General features: G+C 74.4%; 21 protein-coding genes. 4 read left to right on the top strand and 17 right to left on the bottom strand.

The annotated features are described in order from the left end of the window. Positions 1-7 precede the first annotated feature (7 nt). Positions 8-553, top strand: coding sequence for a YbhB/YbcL family Raf kinase inhibitor-like protein (locus CRP29_RS10230; protein WP_097194974.1), 546 nt, complete (start codon positions 8-10; stop codon positions 551-553). Here CRP29_RS10230 and CRP29_RS10225 read toward each other — a convergent pair. After that, positions 538-1,368, bottom strand: coding sequence for a GNAT family N-acetyltransferase (locus tag CRP29_RS10225; protein WP_097194973.1), 831 nt, complete (start codon positions 1,366-1,368; stop codon positions 538-540). The two genes, CRP29_RS10230 and CRP29_RS10225, sit on opposite strands and share 16 nt — an antisense overlap. 115 nt (positions 1,369-1,483) lie before the next feature. On the opposite strand from CRP29_RS10225, the gene coaA reads away from it, so the two are divergent. Then, complete coding sequence (gene coaA / locus CRP29_RS10220) at positions 1,484-2,446, top strand: type I pantothenate kinase (protein ID WP_097195491.1); 963 nt, start codon at positions 1,484-1,486, stop codon at positions 2,444-2,446. A 171-nt stretch (positions 2,447-2,617) separates the two neighbouring features. Further along, on the top strand, positions 2,618-2,821 hold the full coding sequence (locus tag CRP29_RS10215) for a DUF5999 family protein (RefSeq protein ID WP_097194972.1): 204 nt from the start codon (positions 2,618-2,620) through the stop codon (positions 2,819-2,821). Positions 2,822-2,827: 6 nt separating this feature from the next. On the opposite strand, the gene CRP29_RS10210 is transcribed toward CRP29_RS10215, so the two are convergent. From CRP29_RS10210 to CRP29_RS10135, 16 genes are all read right to left on the bottom strand, one after another. Continuing rightward, positions 2,828-3,568, bottom strand: a complete 741-nt coding sequence (locus CRP29_RS10210) for a class I SAM-dependent methyltransferase (protein WP_176522911.1) — start codon at positions 3,566-3,568, stop codon at positions 2,828-2,830. Beyond that, positions 3,565-4,155, bottom strand: a complete 591-nt coding sequence (locus CRP29_RS10205; protein ID WP_245852717.1) for a DinB family protein — start codon at positions 4,153-4,155, stop codon at positions 3,565-3,567. The genes CRP29_RS10210 and CRP29_RS10205 overlap by 4 nt, the downstream gene beginning before the upstream one ends. 53 nt (positions 4,156-4,208) lie before the next feature. Then, complete coding sequence (gcvP, locus tag CRP29_RS10200) at positions 4,209-7,250, bottom strand: aminomethyl-transferring glycine dehydrogenase (RefSeq protein WP_097194971.1); 3,042 nt, start codon at positions 7,248-7,250, stop codon at positions 4,209-4,211. Positions 7,251-7,411: 161 nt separating this feature from the next. Beyond that, positions 7,412-7,981, bottom strand: coding sequence for a MerR family transcriptional regulator (locus CRP29_RS10195; protein WP_091982920.1), 570 nt, complete (start codon positions 7,979-7,981; stop codon positions 7,412-7,414). Between the two features lie 232 nt (positions 7,982-8,213). Further along, positions 8,214-8,705, bottom strand: a complete 492-nt coding sequence (locus CRP29_RS10190) for a bifunctional nuclease family protein (protein ID WP_097194970.1) — start codon at positions 8,703-8,705, stop codon at positions 8,214-8,216. 126 nt (positions 8,706-8,831) lie between these two features. Continuing rightward, a complete protein-coding gene (gene ftsR / locus CRP29_RS10185; RefSeq protein WP_176522910.1) occupies positions 8,832-9,560 on the bottom strand; it encodes a transcriptional regulator FtsR in 729 nt (242 codons plus the stop codon). Further along, complete coding sequence (gene odhI / locus CRP29_RS10180; protein WP_097194969.1) at positions 9,560-10,078, bottom strand: oxoglutarate dehydrogenase inhibitor Odhl; 519 nt, start codon at positions 10,076-10,078, stop codon at positions 9,560-9,562. Before odhI ends, ftsR begins: the two co-directional genes overlap by 1 nt. Positions 10,079-10,338: 260 nt before the next feature. Next, complete coding sequence (gene gcvH / locus CRP29_RS10175; protein WP_097194968.1) at positions 10,339-10,743, bottom strand: glycine cleavage system protein GcvH; 405 nt, start codon at positions 10,741-10,743, stop codon at positions 10,339-10,341. Between the two features lie 67 nt (positions 10,744-10,810). Beyond that, the gene (locus CRP29_RS10170) at positions 10,811-11,587 is read right to left on the bottom strand and encodes a DUF881 domain-containing protein (RefSeq protein WP_097194967.1); all 777 of its coding nucleotides are present in this window, start codon (positions 11,585-11,587) and stop codon (positions 10,811-10,813) included. Next, a complete protein-coding gene (locus tag CRP29_RS10165; RefSeq protein WP_091982908.1) occupies positions 11,584-11,916 on the bottom strand; it encodes a small basic family protein in 333 nt (110 codons plus the stop codon). The genes CRP29_RS10170 and CRP29_RS10165 overlap by 4 nt, the downstream gene beginning before the upstream one ends. 3 nt (positions 11,917-11,919) lie before the next feature. After that, entirely contained in the window at positions 11,920-12,831 is a 912-nt protein-coding gene (locus CRP29_RS10160; protein ID WP_097194966.1) for a DUF881 domain-containing protein, read from the bottom strand. Continuing rightward, positions 12,828-13,484 (bottom strand): cardiolipin synthase ClsA, encoded by a 657-nt coding sequence (gene clsA, locus CRP29_RS10155; protein ID WP_097194965.1) that lies wholly within the window; start codon positions 13,482-13,484, stop codon positions 12,828-12,830. The genes CRP29_RS10160 and clsA overlap by 4 nt, the downstream gene beginning before the upstream one ends. A gap of 101 nt (positions 13,485-13,585) precedes the next feature. Next, positions 13,586-15,658, bottom strand: a complete 2,073-nt coding sequence (locus CRP29_RS10150) for an elongation factor G-like protein EF-G2 (protein WP_097194964.1) — start codon at positions 15,656-15,658, stop codon at positions 13,586-13,588. A gap of 9 nt (positions 15,659-15,667) precedes the next feature. Next, entirely contained in the window at positions 15,668-15,868 is a 201-nt protein-coding gene (locus CRP29_RS10145; RefSeq protein ID WP_097194963.1) for a DUF1918 domain-containing protein, read from the bottom strand. An 81-nt stretch (positions 15,869-15,949) separates the two neighbouring features. Next, positions 15,950-16,828: an alpha/beta fold hydrolase gene (locus CRP29_RS10140; protein ID WP_217991529.1), complete on the bottom strand. Its 879-nt coding sequence runs from the start codon at positions 16,826-16,828 to the stop codon at positions 15,950-15,952. A 12-nt stretch (positions 16,829-16,840) separates the two neighbouring features. Further along, on the bottom strand, positions 16,841-17,389 hold the full coding sequence (locus CRP29_RS10135; RefSeq protein WP_097194962.1) for a DUF2243 domain-containing protein: 549 nt from the start codon (positions 17,387-17,389) through the stop codon (positions 16,841-16,843). A 56-nt stretch (positions 17,390-17,445) separates the two neighbouring features. Here CRP29_RS10135 and CRP29_RS10130 point away from each other — a divergent pair, with 56 nt between their 5' ends. Continuing rightward, on the top strand, positions 17,446-17,649 hold the full coding sequence (locus CRP29_RS10130; protein WP_097194961.1) for a hypothetical protein: 204 nt from the start codon (positions 17,446-17,448) through the stop codon (positions 17,647-17,649). Positions 17,650-17,783: the final 134 nt, after the last annotated feature.

The raw sequence follows: 17,783 nt of genomic DNA, 5'->3' as shown, positions 1-17,783 counted from the left end.
GCTCCGCATGGCCGACCGGCCGATTCCGCCCAGCCCGTACGACTTCCTCCCGCAGGTGCCGTCCTTCGCCGTCACCAGCTCCGACGTGAGCGACGGCGCGACCCTGCCCCGGCCGCACGTCAGCGGCGTCATGGGCGCCGGCGGCGAGGACCGCTCCCCCCAGCTGTCGTGGTCGGGCTTCCCGGAGGGCACCCGCAGCTTCGCCGTCACCGTCTTCGACCCGGACGCCCCCACCGCCAGCGGCTTCTGGCACTGGGCGGTGGCGAACATCCCGGCCTCGGTCACCGAGCTGGCCTCCGACGCCGGCAACAAGGACGCCCCGCACCTGCCCGAGGGCGCGCTGCAGCTGGCCAACGACGGCGGCTTCGCCGGATACGTCGGCGCCGCTCCCCCGGCCGGGCACGGTCCGCACCGCTACTTCGTCGTCGTGCACGCGGTGGACACCGAGACGCTCGACGTCGATGCCGACACCCGCCCGGCGGTGCTGGGCTTCAACCTGTTCTTCCACACGCTGGCCCGGGCGACCATGGTGGTCACCTACGCGCAGGAGTAGGCGGGCCCGATCGGCGGGGCGGCGACGCCGACGGTCGCCAGGCGGGCGAACCCGATCCGCTCGTAGACCCGGGCGACGTCGTCGTCGCCGGCGGCCAGGAACACCAGGTCGGCGGTCTCGCGCGCGTGGGCGACCAGGGCGGAGGCGATGCCGGCGCCCAGGCCGCGACCGCGCAGCCGCGGCGCCGTCGCCAGACCCACGATCTCGCTGACGACGGCGTCGCCGAGGTCGACGGGCTGGTGCAGGCCGACGGCGACCGGCACGCCCCGCTCGATCGCCACCATCATCACGGTGCGGCCGGTGGCGATCCGCTCGCGCAGCGCCGCCGTCCCCGCGGCGTCCTGCGGCGTGGGCCCCGGCCGGGGCGTCTGCACGTCCGCGTGGCCGCCCGGATGGGCGAACGCCACCGCGGAGACCTCCTGGTAGTGCGGGAGCTCGGGATCGTCGGCGCCCACGACGTAGAGCCGCACACCCGCCGGGAACAGCAGCTCGACCGGTTCGTCGGCCACCAGCAGCGGGAGCACGTCGACCACCAGCCCCGCCGCACGGGCCGCGGCGGCCACCTCGGGCGTGCACTGCGGGATCCACTCCAGGGCGCGGGGCAGCCCCGCGGCGTCCTGCAGGTCCAGCGCGGCGCGCACGTCGGCGACGGTCACCTTCGAGTCGGTGCCCCGCCGCGGGCGGGCCGGATAGGGCCAGGACGGGTCCCCCACCGGGACGTCGAGGGCGCCGGCCGGCTCGATCTGCGCGTCCGGGAGCGGCGCGGCGGCGTGGTAACGCTCGATGCACTCGAGCAGTCCCGGGCGGGCTGGCACAGGCAGAACCCTAGACCGGCATCGCGCGGCGACCGGGTTCCCGGCCGCGCCCGGGCGCCCCTCCTGACCCGCACGGGTGACCCGAGCGCAGGACGGTGCAGTGCGGGACGGCACGATGGGGGGTGTGACGGCAGGGACGCGCGGCTCCATCTCGCCCTACGCGGTGTTCGACCGCGACTCGTGGCGAGCGCTCGCCGCGGGGTCGCAGCTGCCCCTGGACGAGGCCGACCTCTCGGAGCTCGCCTCGCTGGGTGACCGCATCGACCTGGACGAGGTGGCCACCGTCTACCTGCCGCTGGCCCGCCTGCTGGGTCTGCACGTCACGGCCAGCCGCCGGCTGTGGGCGGCGCAGAGCGAGTTCCTCGGCGACTCGACGGCGAAGGTGCCCTTCGTGATCGCCGTCGCCGGCAGCGTCGCCGTCGGCAAGAGCACCACGGCCCGGCTGCTGCAGACCCTGCTGGCCGCCAGCCCCGGGTCCCCGCGGGTGGACCTGGTCACGACCGACGGCTTCCTGATGCCCAACGCGGCGCTGGAGGCCCGCGGGCTGATGGGCCGCAAGGGCTTCCCGGAGAGCTACGACCGCCGGGCGCTGCTGCGCTTCCTGGCCGACGTGAAGAGCGGCCGCGAGGAGGTGTTCGCGCCGGTGTACGACCACCAGTCCTACGACATCGTCCCCGGCCGGCAGCAGGCCGTCGACCGACCCGACATCCTGGTCGTCGAGGGGCTCAACGTGCTGCAGGCGGGTCGCCGTTCCGACGGCACCGCCCCCGAGGTGTTCGCCTCGGACTTCTTCGACTTCTCCGTCTACGTCGACGCCTCCGAGGCCGACATCCAGACCTGGTACGTCGAGCGGTTCCTCGCCCTCCGGCGCACCGCGTTCGCCGACACGTCGGCCTTCTTCCACCGGTTCGCCGGCCTGACCGACGAGCAGGCCCGGGACACCGCGCTGGGCATCTGGTCCGCGGTCAACGCACCGAACCTGCGGGACAACATCGCGCCCACGCGGTCGCGCGCCCGGCTGGTGCTGCAGAAGGCCGCCGACCACTCCGTGCGCCGGATCCTGCTCCGCAAGCTCTGAACCGGCCGCCGGGCACGGCGGCTTGGCAGATGTGCACCACCCGACGGGATGACGTGGTGATCTGCGTCACGCCGATCTGCGCCCGGTCGCGCGCACACTGGACGCGTTCGGTGATCGAACGCTCACCTTCAGCCACCAGGGCCCACGAAGCCCGAACGGACGGACTCCCCCATGTGCTCTCACATCACCCCGTGCCCCGACGCCAGCAGCGAGGCGCGTGACCTCGCCGCCGTCGTCAGCAGCCGCCCCGAGCAGGGCTGGAGCCTGCTGTGCAACGGCGTCGTCCTGTTCGACGACGACGGCGAGTTGCTCCCCGACGGCCGCGCCGTGACCCACGCGCACACCTGGCTGGCCCCGGAGCTCGCCAGCGCCTGACGCCGGTCAGCCGCAGCGCCCGGCGACGAACACGAGCTCGTCCCCGGGCCGGTCCGGGGCGTCGCGGACGTCCTCGACGACGAAGCCGGCCTCGATCAACGAGCCGGCGACCTCCTCCCGGCTGCGGAAGCGCAGCGTCGAGTCCGAGGTGAGCACCTGACCGTCGCGTTCGAGGACGAACGTCCAGCGGAACGACACCAGCGGCTCCTGCACGGCGGTGACCTCCACCCAGGTCCGCACGGCACCGACCCCCGGGACGACGGCGCGGCTGGTGGACAGCTCCGGCGTCCAGCCCCGCCAGGCACGCCGCTCCGGTCGCCGGGTCTCGAACACCAGGTGTCCGCCGGGGCGCAGGGCGGCGTGGGCCGCCGCCAGCACGCCGGCCCACTCCTCGTCCGCCAGGAAGACCTGGGCCACGTTCGCGGTCATGGTCACCGCGTCGACCTGCAGCGGTGGCAGCGACCGGACGTCGCCGTGCACCCACGTCACCTGCTCCGCGTGCGGCTTCCTGCGGGCCACGTCCAGCGAGGCCGCCGCCGGGTCCAGGCCGACCACCTGCACCCCGCGGCCGGCGAGCTGGCAGGCGAAGGAGCCCGTGCCGCAGCCGACGTCGAGCAGGGACCGCGCCCCCCACTCGTCCACGAGGGCGGCGTAGGCGTCCAGGTCCGAGCGCTCGCCGTCGAAGGTGTCGTAGAGCACGGCCAGCCGGGGATCGGAGAAGATCGCGTCCGTCCCCGGGACGGTCACCGGTCCCCCGCCTCGCGGGCCACGCCCTCCAGTCGCTCCCGGTAGGCCGGCCACCAGGCCGCGTCGACCTCGGGCAGGTTGTCGACGTCCCGCCGCGCCCCCACCGCACCGTCGATGCTCTCGCGCACGATGTCGGCGTGGCCGAGGTGCCGGTGCGTCTCCGCGATGACGTGCACCAGGATGCGGTGCAGGGTCACCCGCCCGGAGGTCCACCAGGACACCTCCCCCACCGCGTCGAGCGGCAGGTCGGTGACGGTGGCGTCGGCGACCGCCCACGCGCGGCGGTAGCCGTCCAGGATCTGCTCGCGCGACTCGTCGGCCGTCGCCCACAGGTCCCAGTTGGGGTCGGAACCGTCGTCCTCGACCCAGGCGCGCACCTCGTCGACCGGCCGGCCGAACGTCGGCCCGAAGTAGCCGAGCTCGACGAAGGTCAGGTGCTTCACCAGGCCGAGCAGGTTCGTCCCGGTCGGCGTCATCGGCCGGCGCACGTGGTACTCGGAGAGCCCGTCGAGCTTCCAGAGCAGGGCATCGCGCGCCATCTGCAGGTAGCGCAGGAGGTCGGCCTTGACGTCGTCCGCGGCGGTCACGGGCGACACCGTGCCACCCGGGTACGACAGGACGCCAGCCCCGGGCCGCCGGGTCAGGCCTGGGCGCCCACCACGTCGGCCGTCGTCCCCAGGTCGTCCGGCGCCCCGGCCGCACGCTCCGGCGTCGACCCGAACGCGTCCGGCGCGTGCTCGCCGAAGTCGTGCTCGGCGAACGCCTCGATCGGCGGGCAGGCGCAGACCAGGTTGCGGTCGCCGTAGGCCTGGTCGATCCGGCGGACCGGGCTGAGGTAGCCCCGGCCCTGCAGCCCGCGGACGGGGTAGATCGCCGTCGTCCGGGGATAGGGGCGCTCCCACTCCCCCGCGAGCATCGCCAGGGTGTGCGGCGCGTTGCGCAGCGGGTTGTCCGTGGCGTCGTACTCGCCGGAGGCGACCTTCTCGATCTCGCCGCGGATGGTCACCATCGCCTCGACGAAGCGGTCCAGCTCGGCCTTGTCCTCGCTCTCGGTCGGCTCGACCATGAGCGTGCCCGCCACCGGGAAGCTCATCGTCGGCGCGTGGAAGCCGAAGTCGATGAGCCGCTTGGCGATGTCGTCGTTGGTGATGCCGGTGGCCTTGGTGAGCGGCCGGATGTCGAGGATGCACTCGTGGGCGACCATGCCGTCCGCGCCGGTGTAGAGCACCGGGAAGTGCTCGCGCAGCCGGGCGGCCAGGTAGTTGGCGCCCAGGATCGCGTGCTCGGTCGCCTTCGTGAGGCCGTCGGGGCCCATCAGCCGGACGTAGGCCCAGGAGATCGGCAGGATGCCCGCCGAGCCGAAGGGGGCCCCGGAGACGGCCGGCCCCCGGCCGCCGGTCTCGACCAGCGGGTGGCCGGGCAGGAACGGCACCAGGTGCTCGGCGACGCCGATGGGGCCGACGCCGGGGCCGCCGCCGCCGTGCGGGATGCAGAAGGTCTTGTGCAGGTTGAGGTGGCTGACGTCGGAGCCGAACCGGCCGGGACGGGCGAGGCCGACCAGGGCGTTGAGGTTGGCGCCGTCGACGTAGACCTGGCCGCCGGCGTCGTGCACCGCGGCGCAGATCTCGCGCACCTCGGTCTCGTACACCCCGTGCGTGGAGGGGTAGGTCAGCATGATCGCGGCGAGCCGCTCGGCGTGCTGGTCGACCTTGGCGCGCAGGTCGCCGAGGTCGACGTTGCCGGCCTCGTCGCAGGCGACGACGACGACCCGCATGCCGGCCATGACGGCGCTGGCCGCGTTGGTGCCGTGCGCCGAGCTCGGGATCAGGCAGACGTCGCGGCCCTCGTCCCCGCGCGAGCGGTGGTAGCCGCGGATGGCCAGCAGCCCGGCGAACTCGCCCTGCGAGCCGGCGTTGGGCTGCACGCTGACGGCGGCGTAGCCGGTCACCTCGGCCAGCCAGCCGCACAGCTCGTCGATCAGGCGGCTGTACCCCCGCGCCTGCTCGGCGGGGGCGAACGGGTGCAGCCCGGCGAACTCCGGCCAGGTGATCGCGGCCATCTCGGTGGCCGAGTTCAGCTTCATCGTGCACGAGCCGAGCGGGATCATCGTCCGGTCCAGCGCGAGGTCCTTGTCGCTCAGCGAGCGCAGGTAGCGCAGCATCGCCGTCTCCGAGCGGTGCGCGGAGAACACCGGGTGCGTGAGGTACGCGGTCCGCCGGCGCAGGTCGGCCGGCAGCGCGTCGCCGTCGGCGTCGTCGAGCGCGGCGTCGTCGAGGGCGACCCCGAACGAGTCGGCGACCGCGCGGAGGATCTCCGGCGTCGTCGTCTCGTCGCAGGCCACCGCCACGGTGTCGGCGTCGACCGGGCGCAGGTTGATCCGCCGCTCGGCCGCAGCCGCGACCACCTCGGCCGCCCGCCCCGGGACGGCGACGGTCACCGTGTCGAAGAAGTGCTCGTGCGCGATCGTCAGGCCACCGGCCCGCAGCGCGGACGCCAGCGCATGCGCACTGCGGTGCACGCGGGCCGCGATCGCGGCGAGGCCCTCGGGGCCGTGGTAGACGGCGTAGGCGCCGGCCATGACGGCGAGCAGCACCTGCGCGGTGCAGATGTTGCTGGTCGCCTTCTCGCGGCGGATGTGCTGCTCGCGGGTCTGCAGCGCCAGCCGGTAGGCGAGGTCGCCGTCGGCGTCCACGGAGACCCCGACGAGCCGCCCCGGGAGCTGGCGGGCGAGGCCCTCGCGGACCGAGAGGTAGCCGGCGTGCGGGCCGCCGTAGCCCATCGGGACACCGAAGCGCTGGCTGGTGCCGCAGGCGACGTCGGCGCCCCACTCCCCCGGTGCCTCCAGGAGCGTGAGCGCGAGCAGGTCGGCGGCGACGACGACCGATGCCCCGGCCTCGTGCGCGGCCGCGGCCAGGGCGCAGTGGTCGCGGACCGCGCCGCTGGCACCCGGGTAGGACAGCAGCACGCCGAACGCGCCGGCCTCGGGCAGGTCGGTGGGCCAGCCCTGCGAGAGGTCGGTGACGTGGAGGGCGATGCCGAGCGGCTCGGCACGGGTCTCGAGGACCGCGAGCGTCTGGGGCAGCGTGTCGGCGTCGACGACGAAGACGGCGTCGGGCTTGGCCCGCCCCGCCCGGCGCACGAGCGTCATCGCCTCGGCGGCGGCGGTGGCCTCGTCGAGCATGGAGGCGCCGGCGACGTCCAGACCGGTGAGGTCGGAGACCATCGTCTGGAAGTTGATCAGCGCCTCGAGCCGGCCCTGGCTGATCTCGGGCTGGTAGGGCGTGTACGCGGTGTACCAGGCGGGGTTCTCCAGCACCGTGCGCTGGATGACCGTCGGGGTGATCGTGCCGGAGTAGCCCAGACCGATCATCGAGGTGAAGACCTGGTTCTCGGCGGCCCGCTCGCGCAGCTCGGCGAGGACGGCGGCCTCGTCGGCGGCCGGCGGCAGCGCCAGCGGCGTGCGGTCGCGCACCTTCTCGGGGACGCAGGCGTCTGCCAGCGACTCGAGCGTGGGGTGTCCCACGACCTCGAGCATGGCCGCGGTGTCGTCCCCCCGTGGCCCGATGTGCCGGGCGGCGAAGGACCCCGCGGGATTCAGCGAGTTCAGCGACGGAAGGGAGCCGGCGAACGGCGGAAGCGCCCCGCCCTCGGTTCCAGCGACGGTCTCAGCACGGTCTGCCACTGCCAGAACGCTACCAGCGGACGTCCACCCGCCCCGCGGCGGAAACAGGGGTTACCCGGGTCACTCGGGACCGACCGTTGAACCGTGGCGACCCACGACGGCGGGCCATGTGGGTCACCCGGGTTCACCGGTCCCGACGAGCGGGGCCGGGGAACGACGAATCACATGGCGCGGCGGCGGCGGCGCATGGAGAGCTCGTCGTCGGCGGAGTCCATCGGCGCGCCGTCGAGCCGCTCGGCGGGCAGCTCGGCGAGCTCGCCGGACAGCTCCCGCAGCGCGCCGGAGACGGCGATGCCGAAGACGCCCTGGCCCCCGGCCAGCAGGTCGACGACCTCCTCGGCGGAGGTGCACTCGTACACCGTCGCGCCGTCGGAGAACAGCGTGATGTTGGCGAGGTCCTTGATGCCGCGATTGCGCAGGTGGTCGACGGCCTTGCGGATGTTCTGCAGGGAGACGCCGGTGTCCAGGAGCCGCTTGACGACCTTGAGCACGAGGATGTCGCGGAAGGAGTAGAGCCGCTGGGTGCCCGAGCCGGTGGCGCTGCGGACCGACGGGGCGACGAGGCCGGTGCGGGCCCAGTAGTCGAGCTGCCGGTAGGTGATGCCCGCGGCAGCGCACGCCGTCGGGCCGCGGTACCCGACGAGATCGGTGTCGACCTCGTCGTAGGCGGGAGCCCCGACTGCGGCGTCGCTGAAGAGCTGACCCTGGGAGCCCTTGTCCTGGTCGCTCACGTCGGCGTCCTCCTCTGTCCCGCTCCGCTCGCGCGGCGCGGGTCGACGGCTGGCACCCGGGGTCGAGTTCCATGGGTCTGCGCCCACCGACCTCAGGTGTCACACCGTTGTTGTTCGCCGACCGTAAGCCGGGCCAGGGGGCCGGTCAACTGAGCGGGGCGGCGTGTCGTCCCGCTCATCATTTCGAGTGGAGTGCCGCGCGGAGCTGCCGATGATGTCCGGATGGCCGCCGTCAGGCGGCGCCGCCGCCGGATCCGGAACCGGCGCCGAAGTCCTCCGGCGAGATCTGGTCGAGGAACTCGCGGAACTTCTCGACCTCGTCCTCCTGCTCGTCGGGGATCTCGATGCCGACCTCGTCGAGCAGGTCGTCGGCCCCGAAGATCGGCGCACCGGTGCGCACGGCCAGGGCGACCGCGTCCGACGGCCGGGCGCTGACCACCCGCTCGTCACCGAGGACGAGCTCGGCGATGTAGATGCCCTCGCGCATCTCGGTGATGTTGACCGCCTCGAGCTCGGCACCGAGGGCGGTGATCACCTCGCGGAGGAGGTCGTGGGTCATCGGCCGGGCGGGGCGCACACCCTGCTGCTCGAACGCGATGGCCGCGGCCTCGACCGCACCGATCCAGATCGGCAGGTAGCGCTCCCCCTGCGTCTCCTTGAGCAGCAGGATCGGCTGGTTCCCGGGCAACTCCACCCGGACACCGACGACTCGAAGCTCCTGCACGGTACGGCTCCCTCGGCTGCGTGCCCGGCGGTCCGGACCGATGGGCGTCGTCCGGCGGCGGGGCGGTGTGGTGGCTGGTTCGGAGGCGGCGGTCGGGTACTGCGACGAGTTCACCGTACGCCGGAGTCAGGGGCGCAGGAGTTCCCGGAGCCGCGCCTCCAGCAGCGCGGTGTGCAACTGCGCGGAGAGCCCGGCCAGCTCGCGCAGCTTCTCCGTGGCGCGGGTGCGAGCCTCCTCGGAGCGGGCGCGCAGGACCGGCGCGACGAGCTGCTCCACCAGACCGGCCTCGCGCTCCACGCCGGTGCGGTAGACCCGCAGGTGGCGCGGCTCGATGCCGTGCCGGGCCAGGCCCGCGGCGGCCCGCGCGACCGCCAGGTCGGCGACCGGGTGCCGCCCCTCGGCGTCGGTGGCGAGCAGTCCGAACTGGACGCAGGCGGCGAGCTGGTCGGGCTCGAGGCCCGCCGCCCGGGCGAACTGGTCCGGGGTCAGCGGCGCGGCCTCGCCGTCGTCGTTCCCGGGGGCGCGCGGTGGCACGGCGGCCGGACCGGAGCTGTCGGGCACCGGCTCACCGCGGTCGAGCGCCTCGAGGTGGTCCTTGATGACGCGCAGCGGGAGGTAGTGGTCCCGCTGCGCCGTCAGCACGTACCGCAGCCGGCTGACGTCGGCCCGGGAGAACTTCCGATACCCCGACGGCGTGCGCTGCGGGTGGACCAGGTCCTCCGACTCCAGGTACCGGATCTTGCTGATCGTCACGTCGGGGAAGTCGTCCCGCAGCACCGCGAGCACCTCACCGATGGTGAGGCGCGGGATGTGCTGGTCGCCGGCCTCCCCCGTGGAGCGAGCCGGACCGCCCACTAGCGAGCGGCCGGCTCGCCGGTCCGGGGACCGGTCAGGTAGACGAGGCGGAACTTGCCGATCTGCACCTCGTCGCCGCCCGACAAGGTGGCGACGTCGACCGGCTCGCGGTTGACGTAGGTGCCGTTGAGGCTGCCCACGTCGCGCACCGAGAAGCCGCTGCCCTCGCGGTGGAACTCCACGTGCCGGCGGCTGACCGTCACGTCGTCGAGGAAGATGTCGCTGTCCGGGTGCCGTCCGGCGGTGGTGACGTCCTGGTCGAGCAGGAAGCGGCTGCCCGCGTTCGGGCCGCGCTTCACGACGAGCAGGGCGGACCCGGCCGGCAGGGATTCGACGGCGCCGGCGTGGGCGTCGGCGGGCGACTCGGTCGCCTCCGGCAGCTCGCCGGAGTCGTCCCCCCCGACCTTGGGGATCACGCTGGTCGACTCGCCGACCCGCTCGGGCGAGAGCGCCGAGCCGCACTGGGCGCAGAAGCGACTGCCCTCGGGGTTCTCATGTCCACATCGAGTGCAGTGCACGTTGCGTCTCCTCCGGTGCGAGGGGCGTCGCCGCGGCCCTGGAGAGGCTGCGGGCGGCCGGCGGACGACCGGCCGGGCGGCCTGTCGTGTGTCGGTCACCGCGGATGCGGCGGGCCGTGGTCATGGAACCAGCGGTGGACCCGAGGGTCAACCGCAGGTGCAGGGGCGGGATCGGGAGCTGCGCGGCAGGTCACCGGCGACTCCGTCCCCCGTCGAGATCATAGTGAGCAGGGGCCCGGACGGCGCCGCAGGCGGGGCCGTCAGGAGCCGTCGACCAGCGCCTGGTAGGCGCCGGCGTCCAGCAGCGCCCCGATCGGGTCGCCGCCCTCACCGGGCACGCTGATCTCCACCAGCCAGCCGGCGCCGTACGGATCGGCGTTGACCGTCTCCGGCGCGTCGGTGAGCGCCTCGTTGACCGCGGCCACGATCCCGGCGACGGGCGCGTAGACGTCGGACACCGACTTGGTCGACTCCACCTCGCCGATCGGCGTCCCCGGGGTCACCTCGTCGCCCACCGAGGGCAGCTGCACGAAGACGATGTCCCCCAGGGCGTCCTGGGCGTGGTCGGTGATGCCGACGCGCACGACTGTCGACGTGCCGTCGGTGCCCTGCACCAGCGCCCACTCGTGCTGGTCGGTGTAGCGGCGGTCGTCCGGAGTGGCCATGCGGGGATCTTCTCCCAGGGAGGAGGTGGGCGGCGCGCGGGGGCGGCCGAGGGGTCGGTCGGAGGGTTCAGTCGTCGTCGTCCGGCGCAGCGTATTGAGCCTCGGGGAGCGGCCGCAACGCGTCGACGAGGAGCTCGGGCACCTGCTCGATCGTCACCGAGCCGCCCCGGCTGCCGACGGCCTGCACCACTCCCCCGGGGATGTTCAGCGCGGTCTCCAGGTCCTGCGGCGAGCCGAGCACCAGCACCTCGTAGGGGGCGGTGACGGGGCGCCCGTCGATCAGCAGCGCCCCGGCGGTGCCGGTGACCGCGGTGCTCAGCCCCACGCGCACGCCGTCGAACTGCATCGTCTCGGCACCCGCGCCGCGGAGTTCCTGGATCACGTCGATCAGGTCCGTGACGCGCAGCCCGTCGTCCGGGTCCCGCAGCGTCATGCGCAGCCCCGGCCCCTCCGCGGGTGCGGTGCCGTTGAGGACGCCGAGCGCGGCGGCCCGGGTGCCCGCCTCCTCCAGCGCCGAGGCGGTCTCGCTGTCGGAGCTGGTGAGCTGCCGCAGGGCGCTGCGCTGGTCGGCGATCTGCTCGCGCAGCCGGACCCCGCGGGAGCTGACCTCGTCGACGATGCGCACCAGGTCCTCCTCGCGCGCGCCGGCCAGCACCTGCTCGTCGTCGGAGTTGCGCACCTGCACCGTGAAGGCGAAGCCGAGCAGCAGGGTGAGGACGCCGATCAGCAGGGCGGCGGGCAGGTCCCGCCTCCGGGCGGGCCGGTCCCCCTCCCCCGCCTGCGGCGGGTCGACCGGGGGCGGGCCGACCGGGGGCGGCTCGACCGGGGGCGGGTCGGTGCTCATGCCCGGAAGATGTGCCGTCGAATGGCGGCGGCGTTGCCGAAGATGCGGATGCCGAGGACGACGACGACGGCCGTGGACAGCTGCGCACCCACGCCGAGCTGGTCGCCGAGGAAGACGATGAGCGCCGCGACGACGACGTTCGACACGAACGAGATGACGAAGACCTTGGCGTCGAAGATGCCGTCCAGCCGGGCGCGGAAGCCACCGAAGACGGCATCCAGCGCGGCCACCACCGCGATCGGCAGGTAGGGCTGCAGCCCCAGGGGGACGGTGGGGTCCAGCAGCAGGCCGAGCAGCACGCCGGCCACCAGGCCGAGGATCGGGATCACGGGTCAGTCTCCGGTCGCGGGGTCGGTCGGTGGGGCGGTGGGCACGTCGGTCACCGGCCGGGCCGCACGCAGCTCGGGGGTGCTGGCCGCGGGCAGGCTCAGGTCGTCCTTGCGCGCGAAGTCGAAGCGGAGCCCGTAGGTCTCCTCGATCAGGGCGAGGGCGCCGACCTCGGGGCTGGCGAGGAACCCGCTGGAGAGGCTCTCGGGATCGCCGATGGCACGCACCTCGTAGGGGTTGGTCACCGGGCGGAAGTCGACGAGGACGGCCTCACCGGCGAACCGGATGGCACTGGTCGGCCCCAGTCGCTGGCCGTTGATGCTGATCGCCTCGGCGCCGGCGGCCCACAGCGCGTTGACCACCTGCTGGAGGTCGCCGTCGCGCACGCGGCCGCGGACGTCGGCCTCGGTGCCGCCCCCGACCGGGTCGTCGTCGGCGTCGGACCCTGCGTTGGCCAGGGTGACCAGCAGCCCCGGTCCGCTGACCGGCAGCGCGGCCGCGCCGGCCTCGGCCCGGGCGAGCTCGTCCAGCGCGCGCTGGCCGGTCGTCGAGGACGCCAGCAGCTCGTCGCGGGCCCGGCCGACCTCCGCCCGGAGCGACTCGAGCTCGGCGGCCAGCTCGTCGCTGGCGTCGGACTCGGCGCGGATGTCGTCCACCAGCGCCGCCCGGATCTCCTGCCGCCCCTGCAGCCGGGCGGCGGCCTCGTCGTAGGTGACCGCGGCGAGGACCCCGGCCACGACCAGCGTGAGCGCGACCAGCACCCGGCCGCGCCAGCGGGGCCCGGCCGCACCCGGACCGGCGGCGGCCCGCGCCTCCGCCGCCTGGGCGTAGGCCGGGTCGAGGGTCTCGGCGAGCACGTCGTCGAGCAGCGAGGCACCCAGCGAACGCGGGCCGCCACCCGGGGGACGTGCGGTCACGGCACCGCGCCCGCCGCGGGGGCGGCCCGCTCCGTCCGGACGATCCCCACCACCTGGGCGACGTAGAAGACGCCGGCCAGCAGGTACAGGGCCGTTCCCCAGATGGTGAACGCCCAGGCGAAGGGCTCGATGGCCGTCGCCAGCCAGCCGGTGCCGTCGGCGAGCAGCAGCCCGGGGAAGGCGTAGAGCAGCAGGAACGTCGCGGCCTTGCCCAGGTAGTGCACCTGCAGCGGCGGATAGCCGTACCGGCGCAGGACGAGCAGCATGACGCCGAGGACGAGCTCACGGCCCAGGAGCAGCGCGACCAGCCAGACCGGTGCGATGTCGCGCAGGGCGAGGGCGACCAGCGTGCAGACGATGTAGAGCCGGTCGGCGGCGGGATCCAGCAGGGCGCCGATCCGGCTGCCCTGGTCCAGCCAGCGCGCGAGCTTGCCGTCGGCCCAGTCGGTGAAGCCCGAGACCATGAGCACGATGACGGCCCAGCCGTCCGCCTCCGGCCCCAGCAGCAGCCACAGGAACAGCGGCACGCCCAGCAGGCGCAGCACCGACAGCGCGTTGGGCAGCGTCCACACCCGGTCGGGGAGCTCGTCCCGGCCGACGAAGGCACCGTGCGCCGCCGTCGTCTCGGCCGACGGCCCGTTCGACGACGTCACGATCCCCTCCCGGCCGCAGTTCCCTCTGCGCAGAGGCTAGTGGACGCCGGGACGGCGGCCGCCACACGCCGGACGGCGGCGGGTCCGCGCGCCGCGTGAGCTCAGGCGGGCACCGAGAGCGAGGCCGGGGCGGGCTCGTGGCCGAGCGGACGGCGGTCGAAGGAGCCGGTGCCGTGCGTGATCGAGCGCAGCACACCGGGATAGGCGAGCAGCTCGACCTCGGGCACCTCGGCGTGCACCGTCGCCCGGTCGGAGGCCGGATCGGTGTCACTGCCGGTGACCCGCGCGCGGCGCGAGGACAGGTCGCTCATCACCGCGCCGACGTGCTCGGCGGGCACCCGGACGGCCACCTCGCACCACGGCTCCAGCACGCGGGTGCCCGCCGCGGCGGCCAGCTCGCGCAGCGCCTGGGCGCCGGCGGCCTGGAACGCGGCGTCGGAGGAGTCGACCGAGTGCGCCTTGCCGTCGACCAGGGTGACGCGCACGTCGACGACGGCGCGTTCCCCGCCCAGGCCGCGCTCGGCCTGGGTCCGGACGCCCTTCTCCACGCTGGCGTGGAACTGGCTGGGCACCGTGCCGCCCACGATCCGCTGCGCGAAGACGATGCCGCTCCCGGGCGGCCCCGGCTCCCCCTCCACGACGACGACGGCGTACTGCCCGTGTCCCCCGGACTGCTTGACGTGCCGGGCCGTCACCCGCGCCGGGCCGGCCAGGGTCTCCACCAGCGGCACCCTTACCGGAACGGTGGTGACCGCGACGCCGTGCCGGCTCCGCAACCGTTCCAGCAGCACCTCGGCGTGCGCGTCGCCGACGCACCACAGCAGCAGCTGCCCGGTCTCGGGACGGCGTTCGAGCCGCACCGTCGGGTCCTCGGCGACCAGCCGGGCCAGCGCGGTGGCCAGCCGGTCCTCGTCCGAGCGCGAGGCCGCCTCCACGGCCACCGGCAGCTGCGGGGTGGGCAGCTCCCACGGCGGGACGAGCCGCGGATCCTCCGGCGAGGACAGCGTGTCGCCGGTCTCCGCGCTGGTCAGCCGGGCGATCGCGCAGATGTCCCCGGCCGGGCAGGCGGCGACCGGCCGCAGCAGCGAGCCCAGCGGCGAGGTGATCGAGCCGATGCGCTCGTCGAGGTCGTGGTCGGGATGCCCCCGGTCGGCCGCGCCGTGGCCGGAGACGTGGACGGCGACGTCGGGACGCAGGGTGCCGGAGAAGACGCGCACGAGCGAGACCCGGCCCACGTAGGGGTCCGTCGTCGTCTTGACCACCTCGGCGACCAGCGGCCCGTCCGGGTCGCAGTCCAGCGCCGGCGCCGTCCCCCCGTCCGGCCGGGTGACCGGTGGGCAGCCGTGCTCGGCGGGGCTCGGGAAGCCCGCCACCACCAGTTCGAGGAGCGAGTCGACGCCGATGCCCGACGTCGGCGCCGCGCAGAGCACCGGGTGGAAGTGCCCGCGGGCGACAGCGGTGCCGAGGTCGGCGATCAGGTCGCCCTGGACGAGCTGGTCACCGGCGAGGTAGCGCTCCATGAGCGCCTCGTCCTCGCTCTCGCCGATGATGCCCTCGATCAGCTCCGACCGGAGCCGGTCGGCCTCGTTCTCGCTCGCCGCCGCGTCGGGGTCGAGCAGCGAGACGAGCCGGCGCACCGAGCCGTCGGCGGCCCGGTCCACCAGGTGCACGGGGAAGACGTTCTCCCCCAGCAGCATCTGGCACAGCCGCACGGCGTCGTCGACGTCGGCCTGCGGCCGGTCGATCTGGGTGAGCACGACCGCACGCGGCATCCCGACGGCCGCGCACTCCTCCCACAGGGCGACGGTGGTCGCGTCCACACCGTTGACGGCCGAGACGACGAAGAGGGCTGCGTCGGCGGCCCGGAGACCGGCCCGCAGCTCGCCCACGAAGTCCGGCGCCCCCGGGGTGTCGAGGAGGGTGATGCGGTGCCCGGCGTGCTCGACGGTCGCGACGCCCAGCGACACCGAGCGCCGCTGCCGGATCTCGACGTCCTCGGTGTCCAGGCAGGTCGTGCCGTCCTCGACCCGGCCGGCGCGGGGCAGCGCTCCGGTGGCGACGAGCAACGCCTCGGCCAGGCTGGTCTTGCCCGCACCCGTGTGGCCGACCAGGGCGACGTTGCGCACCTGCCCGGCCGGTCGTGGAGCGGGCGCTGCTGCGGTCTCCTTCGCCATCTGCGCGGCTCAGTTCCGCGAGCCGGTGGAGTGCAGCACGGTCGCCGTGCCGGCCGGGTAGAACAGCGCCACGTGCCCGTCCGGCTCCCAGCGCACGCGGTACGGCGGCCCGCCACCGGGCTCGGCGCACTCGACGATCTCGCCGATGCGGTCGGGCTCCCCCTGGTGGGTCGAATGGACGACGATCCGGTCTCCGACGTGCGCTTCCACGGCGTCCTCCTGGAGGTGCGACTGTGGTCCGCGTCACAGCCTGCCCCGCCCCGGGTGCGGGATCAAGGGAACCGGTGACGGTCAGGCGGACGCGCGCCCGTCGACACCGGCGGTGTGCGCCTCGATCTCCTCGGCGAGACGGTCGAGCACCGAGGTCGGCAGGGCGTGCCCCATCCCGGGGATGGTCACCATCCGCGCGGCGCCGATCGTCGCGACGAGGTGCGCGGCGTGCGGAGGCGGGTTGACCGGGTCCTCGGGCGCCTCGATCACCAGGGTGGGCACCCGGTTCGCCTCCAGTTCACGCCCCCGGTCGAGCCCCGACTGGTCGGCCAGGGCGTGCGCGACCGTGCCACGCGCGCCGCCGCCGTGCGCCCTCACCCGCTCCTCGAGCGCGCGGAACTCGGCCGCGTCGAAGGGGAGCACGGTGCCGGCGAGGCGCCTCCAGTGCTCCACCCGCCAGGCGAGCTCCGCCTCGGCGTCGCGCTCCTCCCCCATGGTCTGCCAGTACGCGAGCAGTTCCGGGTCCGGTCCCGGCAGCTGCCCGGATGCTCCGTCCGGCCCCGCCAGGCCCGCGCCGAGCGCGGCCGTCGCGAAGACCGTGGCGCTGAGCAGCCGGTCGGGGTGGTCCAGCAGCAGGAGCTGGACGAGGACGCCGCCCATCGACATCCCGACGACGTGGGCCCGGTCGACACCGAGAGCGTCGAGCACGGCCACGGCGTCCTCGGCCAGGTCCCGCACCGCGTAGGGCCGGTCCGCGAAGACCCGGGACGAGCGCCCGGTGTCGCGGTGGTCGTAACGGATCACCCGGTGCCGGGCGCCCAGCCGGTCCAGCAGCGGCTCCGGCCACACGACGCCGCTGGCGTTCGCGCCCATGATCAGGAGCAACGGCGAGCCCGCCGGGTTCCCCCGTTCCTCGGCCCACAGGACGGTGCGGTCGTCGAGCCGGAGCAGGTGTTCCACCGGCTCACCCGATCATGGTCCCGGCGGACCGTCCACCGGGTTCGGCGTCCGTCGGGCCGCCCGCCGCTCCAGGACGCGCACCCCGCGGCGGTGCAGCAGCCACCCGGCCGCGATGAGGACGACCCCGGAGACCAGGAACCCGATGTCCCAGCTCAGCGGCGCACCGAGGTCGTCGCGGACGTGGTGCACGCCGAGGATCTGGTGGTCGACCAGCCCCTCGACGAGGTTGAACAGCCCCCAGCCGGCGACGACGAGGCCGAGGTGGAAGCTCCAGCTGGGTGCGATCCGGCCCTGCCGCCAGGCGATCAGCGCGGTGACCATGCCGGCGACGGCGGCGGCCCACGTGCCCAGGTGGAAGAACCCGTCGGCGACGGTGTTGGCCTCCAACCCGGCCAGCGTGCCCGGATCGCGACCGTCGACCGAGCTGATCATGTGGTGCCACTGCAGGATCTGGTGCAGCACGATGCCGTCGACGAAGCCGCCGAAACCTATGCCGTAGAGCAGGCCCGACGCCTTCGAGGGCAGCCGCTCCCCCGCCGCCGCTCGTGCCGATGCCGCCACGGGAGGGCCGCTACCCCGTCGACGCGCTCCGCACCCACCCCCCGCATGCTGGAACCATGAGCAGCAGCGACCACGCCGCCGGCCGGAACCAGAGCACCGGGCTGGCGCACGCCGTCCTCGCGGAGACCGCGGACCTGCCGGCGCCGTGGGCCGCCGTCTGCGGTGCCTCGGTCGACGTCGTCCAGGGGAAGTGGAGCGGCCCCCGCGGGCTCGGGTCGTCGTCCCCCTGCCCGGAGTGCCGCCGCCTCGCGGAGTCCTGAGCCGGGCCCCTGCCCTCAACTGCGGGGCTCTTCGCCCGGCGCCTTCGGCGCATGGGTGTTGGGGATAACGGTCGAGTGCCGGACCTGCCGAACCGGCGAGATCGGCGATGTCGCGCGCTCCAGGGGGCTGAAGG

The sequence above is a fragment of the Blastococcus aggregatus genome, from assembly GCF_900221005.1.
Taxonomy (GTDB): Bacteria; Actinomycetota; Actinomycetes; order Mycobacteriales; family Geodermatophilaceae; genus Blastococcus; species Blastococcus aggregatus.
The sequence above is the reverse complement of the archived record's forward strand: the minus strand, read 5'-3'. Positions and strand labels throughout refer to the sequence as shown.

Coding starts and splice junctions, on each gene's coding strand:
- CRP29_RS10215 (WP_097194972.1), top strand. CDS start 2,618: ATGTGCTCTCACATCACCCCGTGCCCCGACGCCAGCAGCGAGGCGCGT.
- CRP29_RS10230 (WP_097194974.1), top strand. CDS start 8: ATGGCCGACCGGCCGATTCCGCCCAGCCCGTACGACTTCCTCCCGCAG.
- CRP29_RS10150 (WP_097194964.1), bottom strand. CDS start 15,658: ATGGCGAAGGAGACCGCAGCAGCGCCCGCTCCACGACCGGCCGGGCAG.
- CRP29_RS10170 (WP_097194967.1), bottom strand. CDS start 11,587: ATGAGCACCGACCCGCCCCCGGTCGAGCCGCCCCCGGTCGGCCCGCCC.
- coaA (WP_097195491.1), top strand. CDS start 1,484: ATGGGGGGTGTGACGGCAGGGACGCGCGGCTCCATCTCGCCCTACGCG.
- CRP29_RS10130 (WP_097194961.1), top strand. CDS start 17,446: ATGAGCAGCAGCGACCACGCCGCCGGCCGGAACCAGAGCACCGGGCTG.
- gcvH (WP_097194968.1), bottom strand. CDS start 10,743: ATGGCCACTCCGGACGACCGCCGCTACACCGACCAGCACGAGTGGGCG.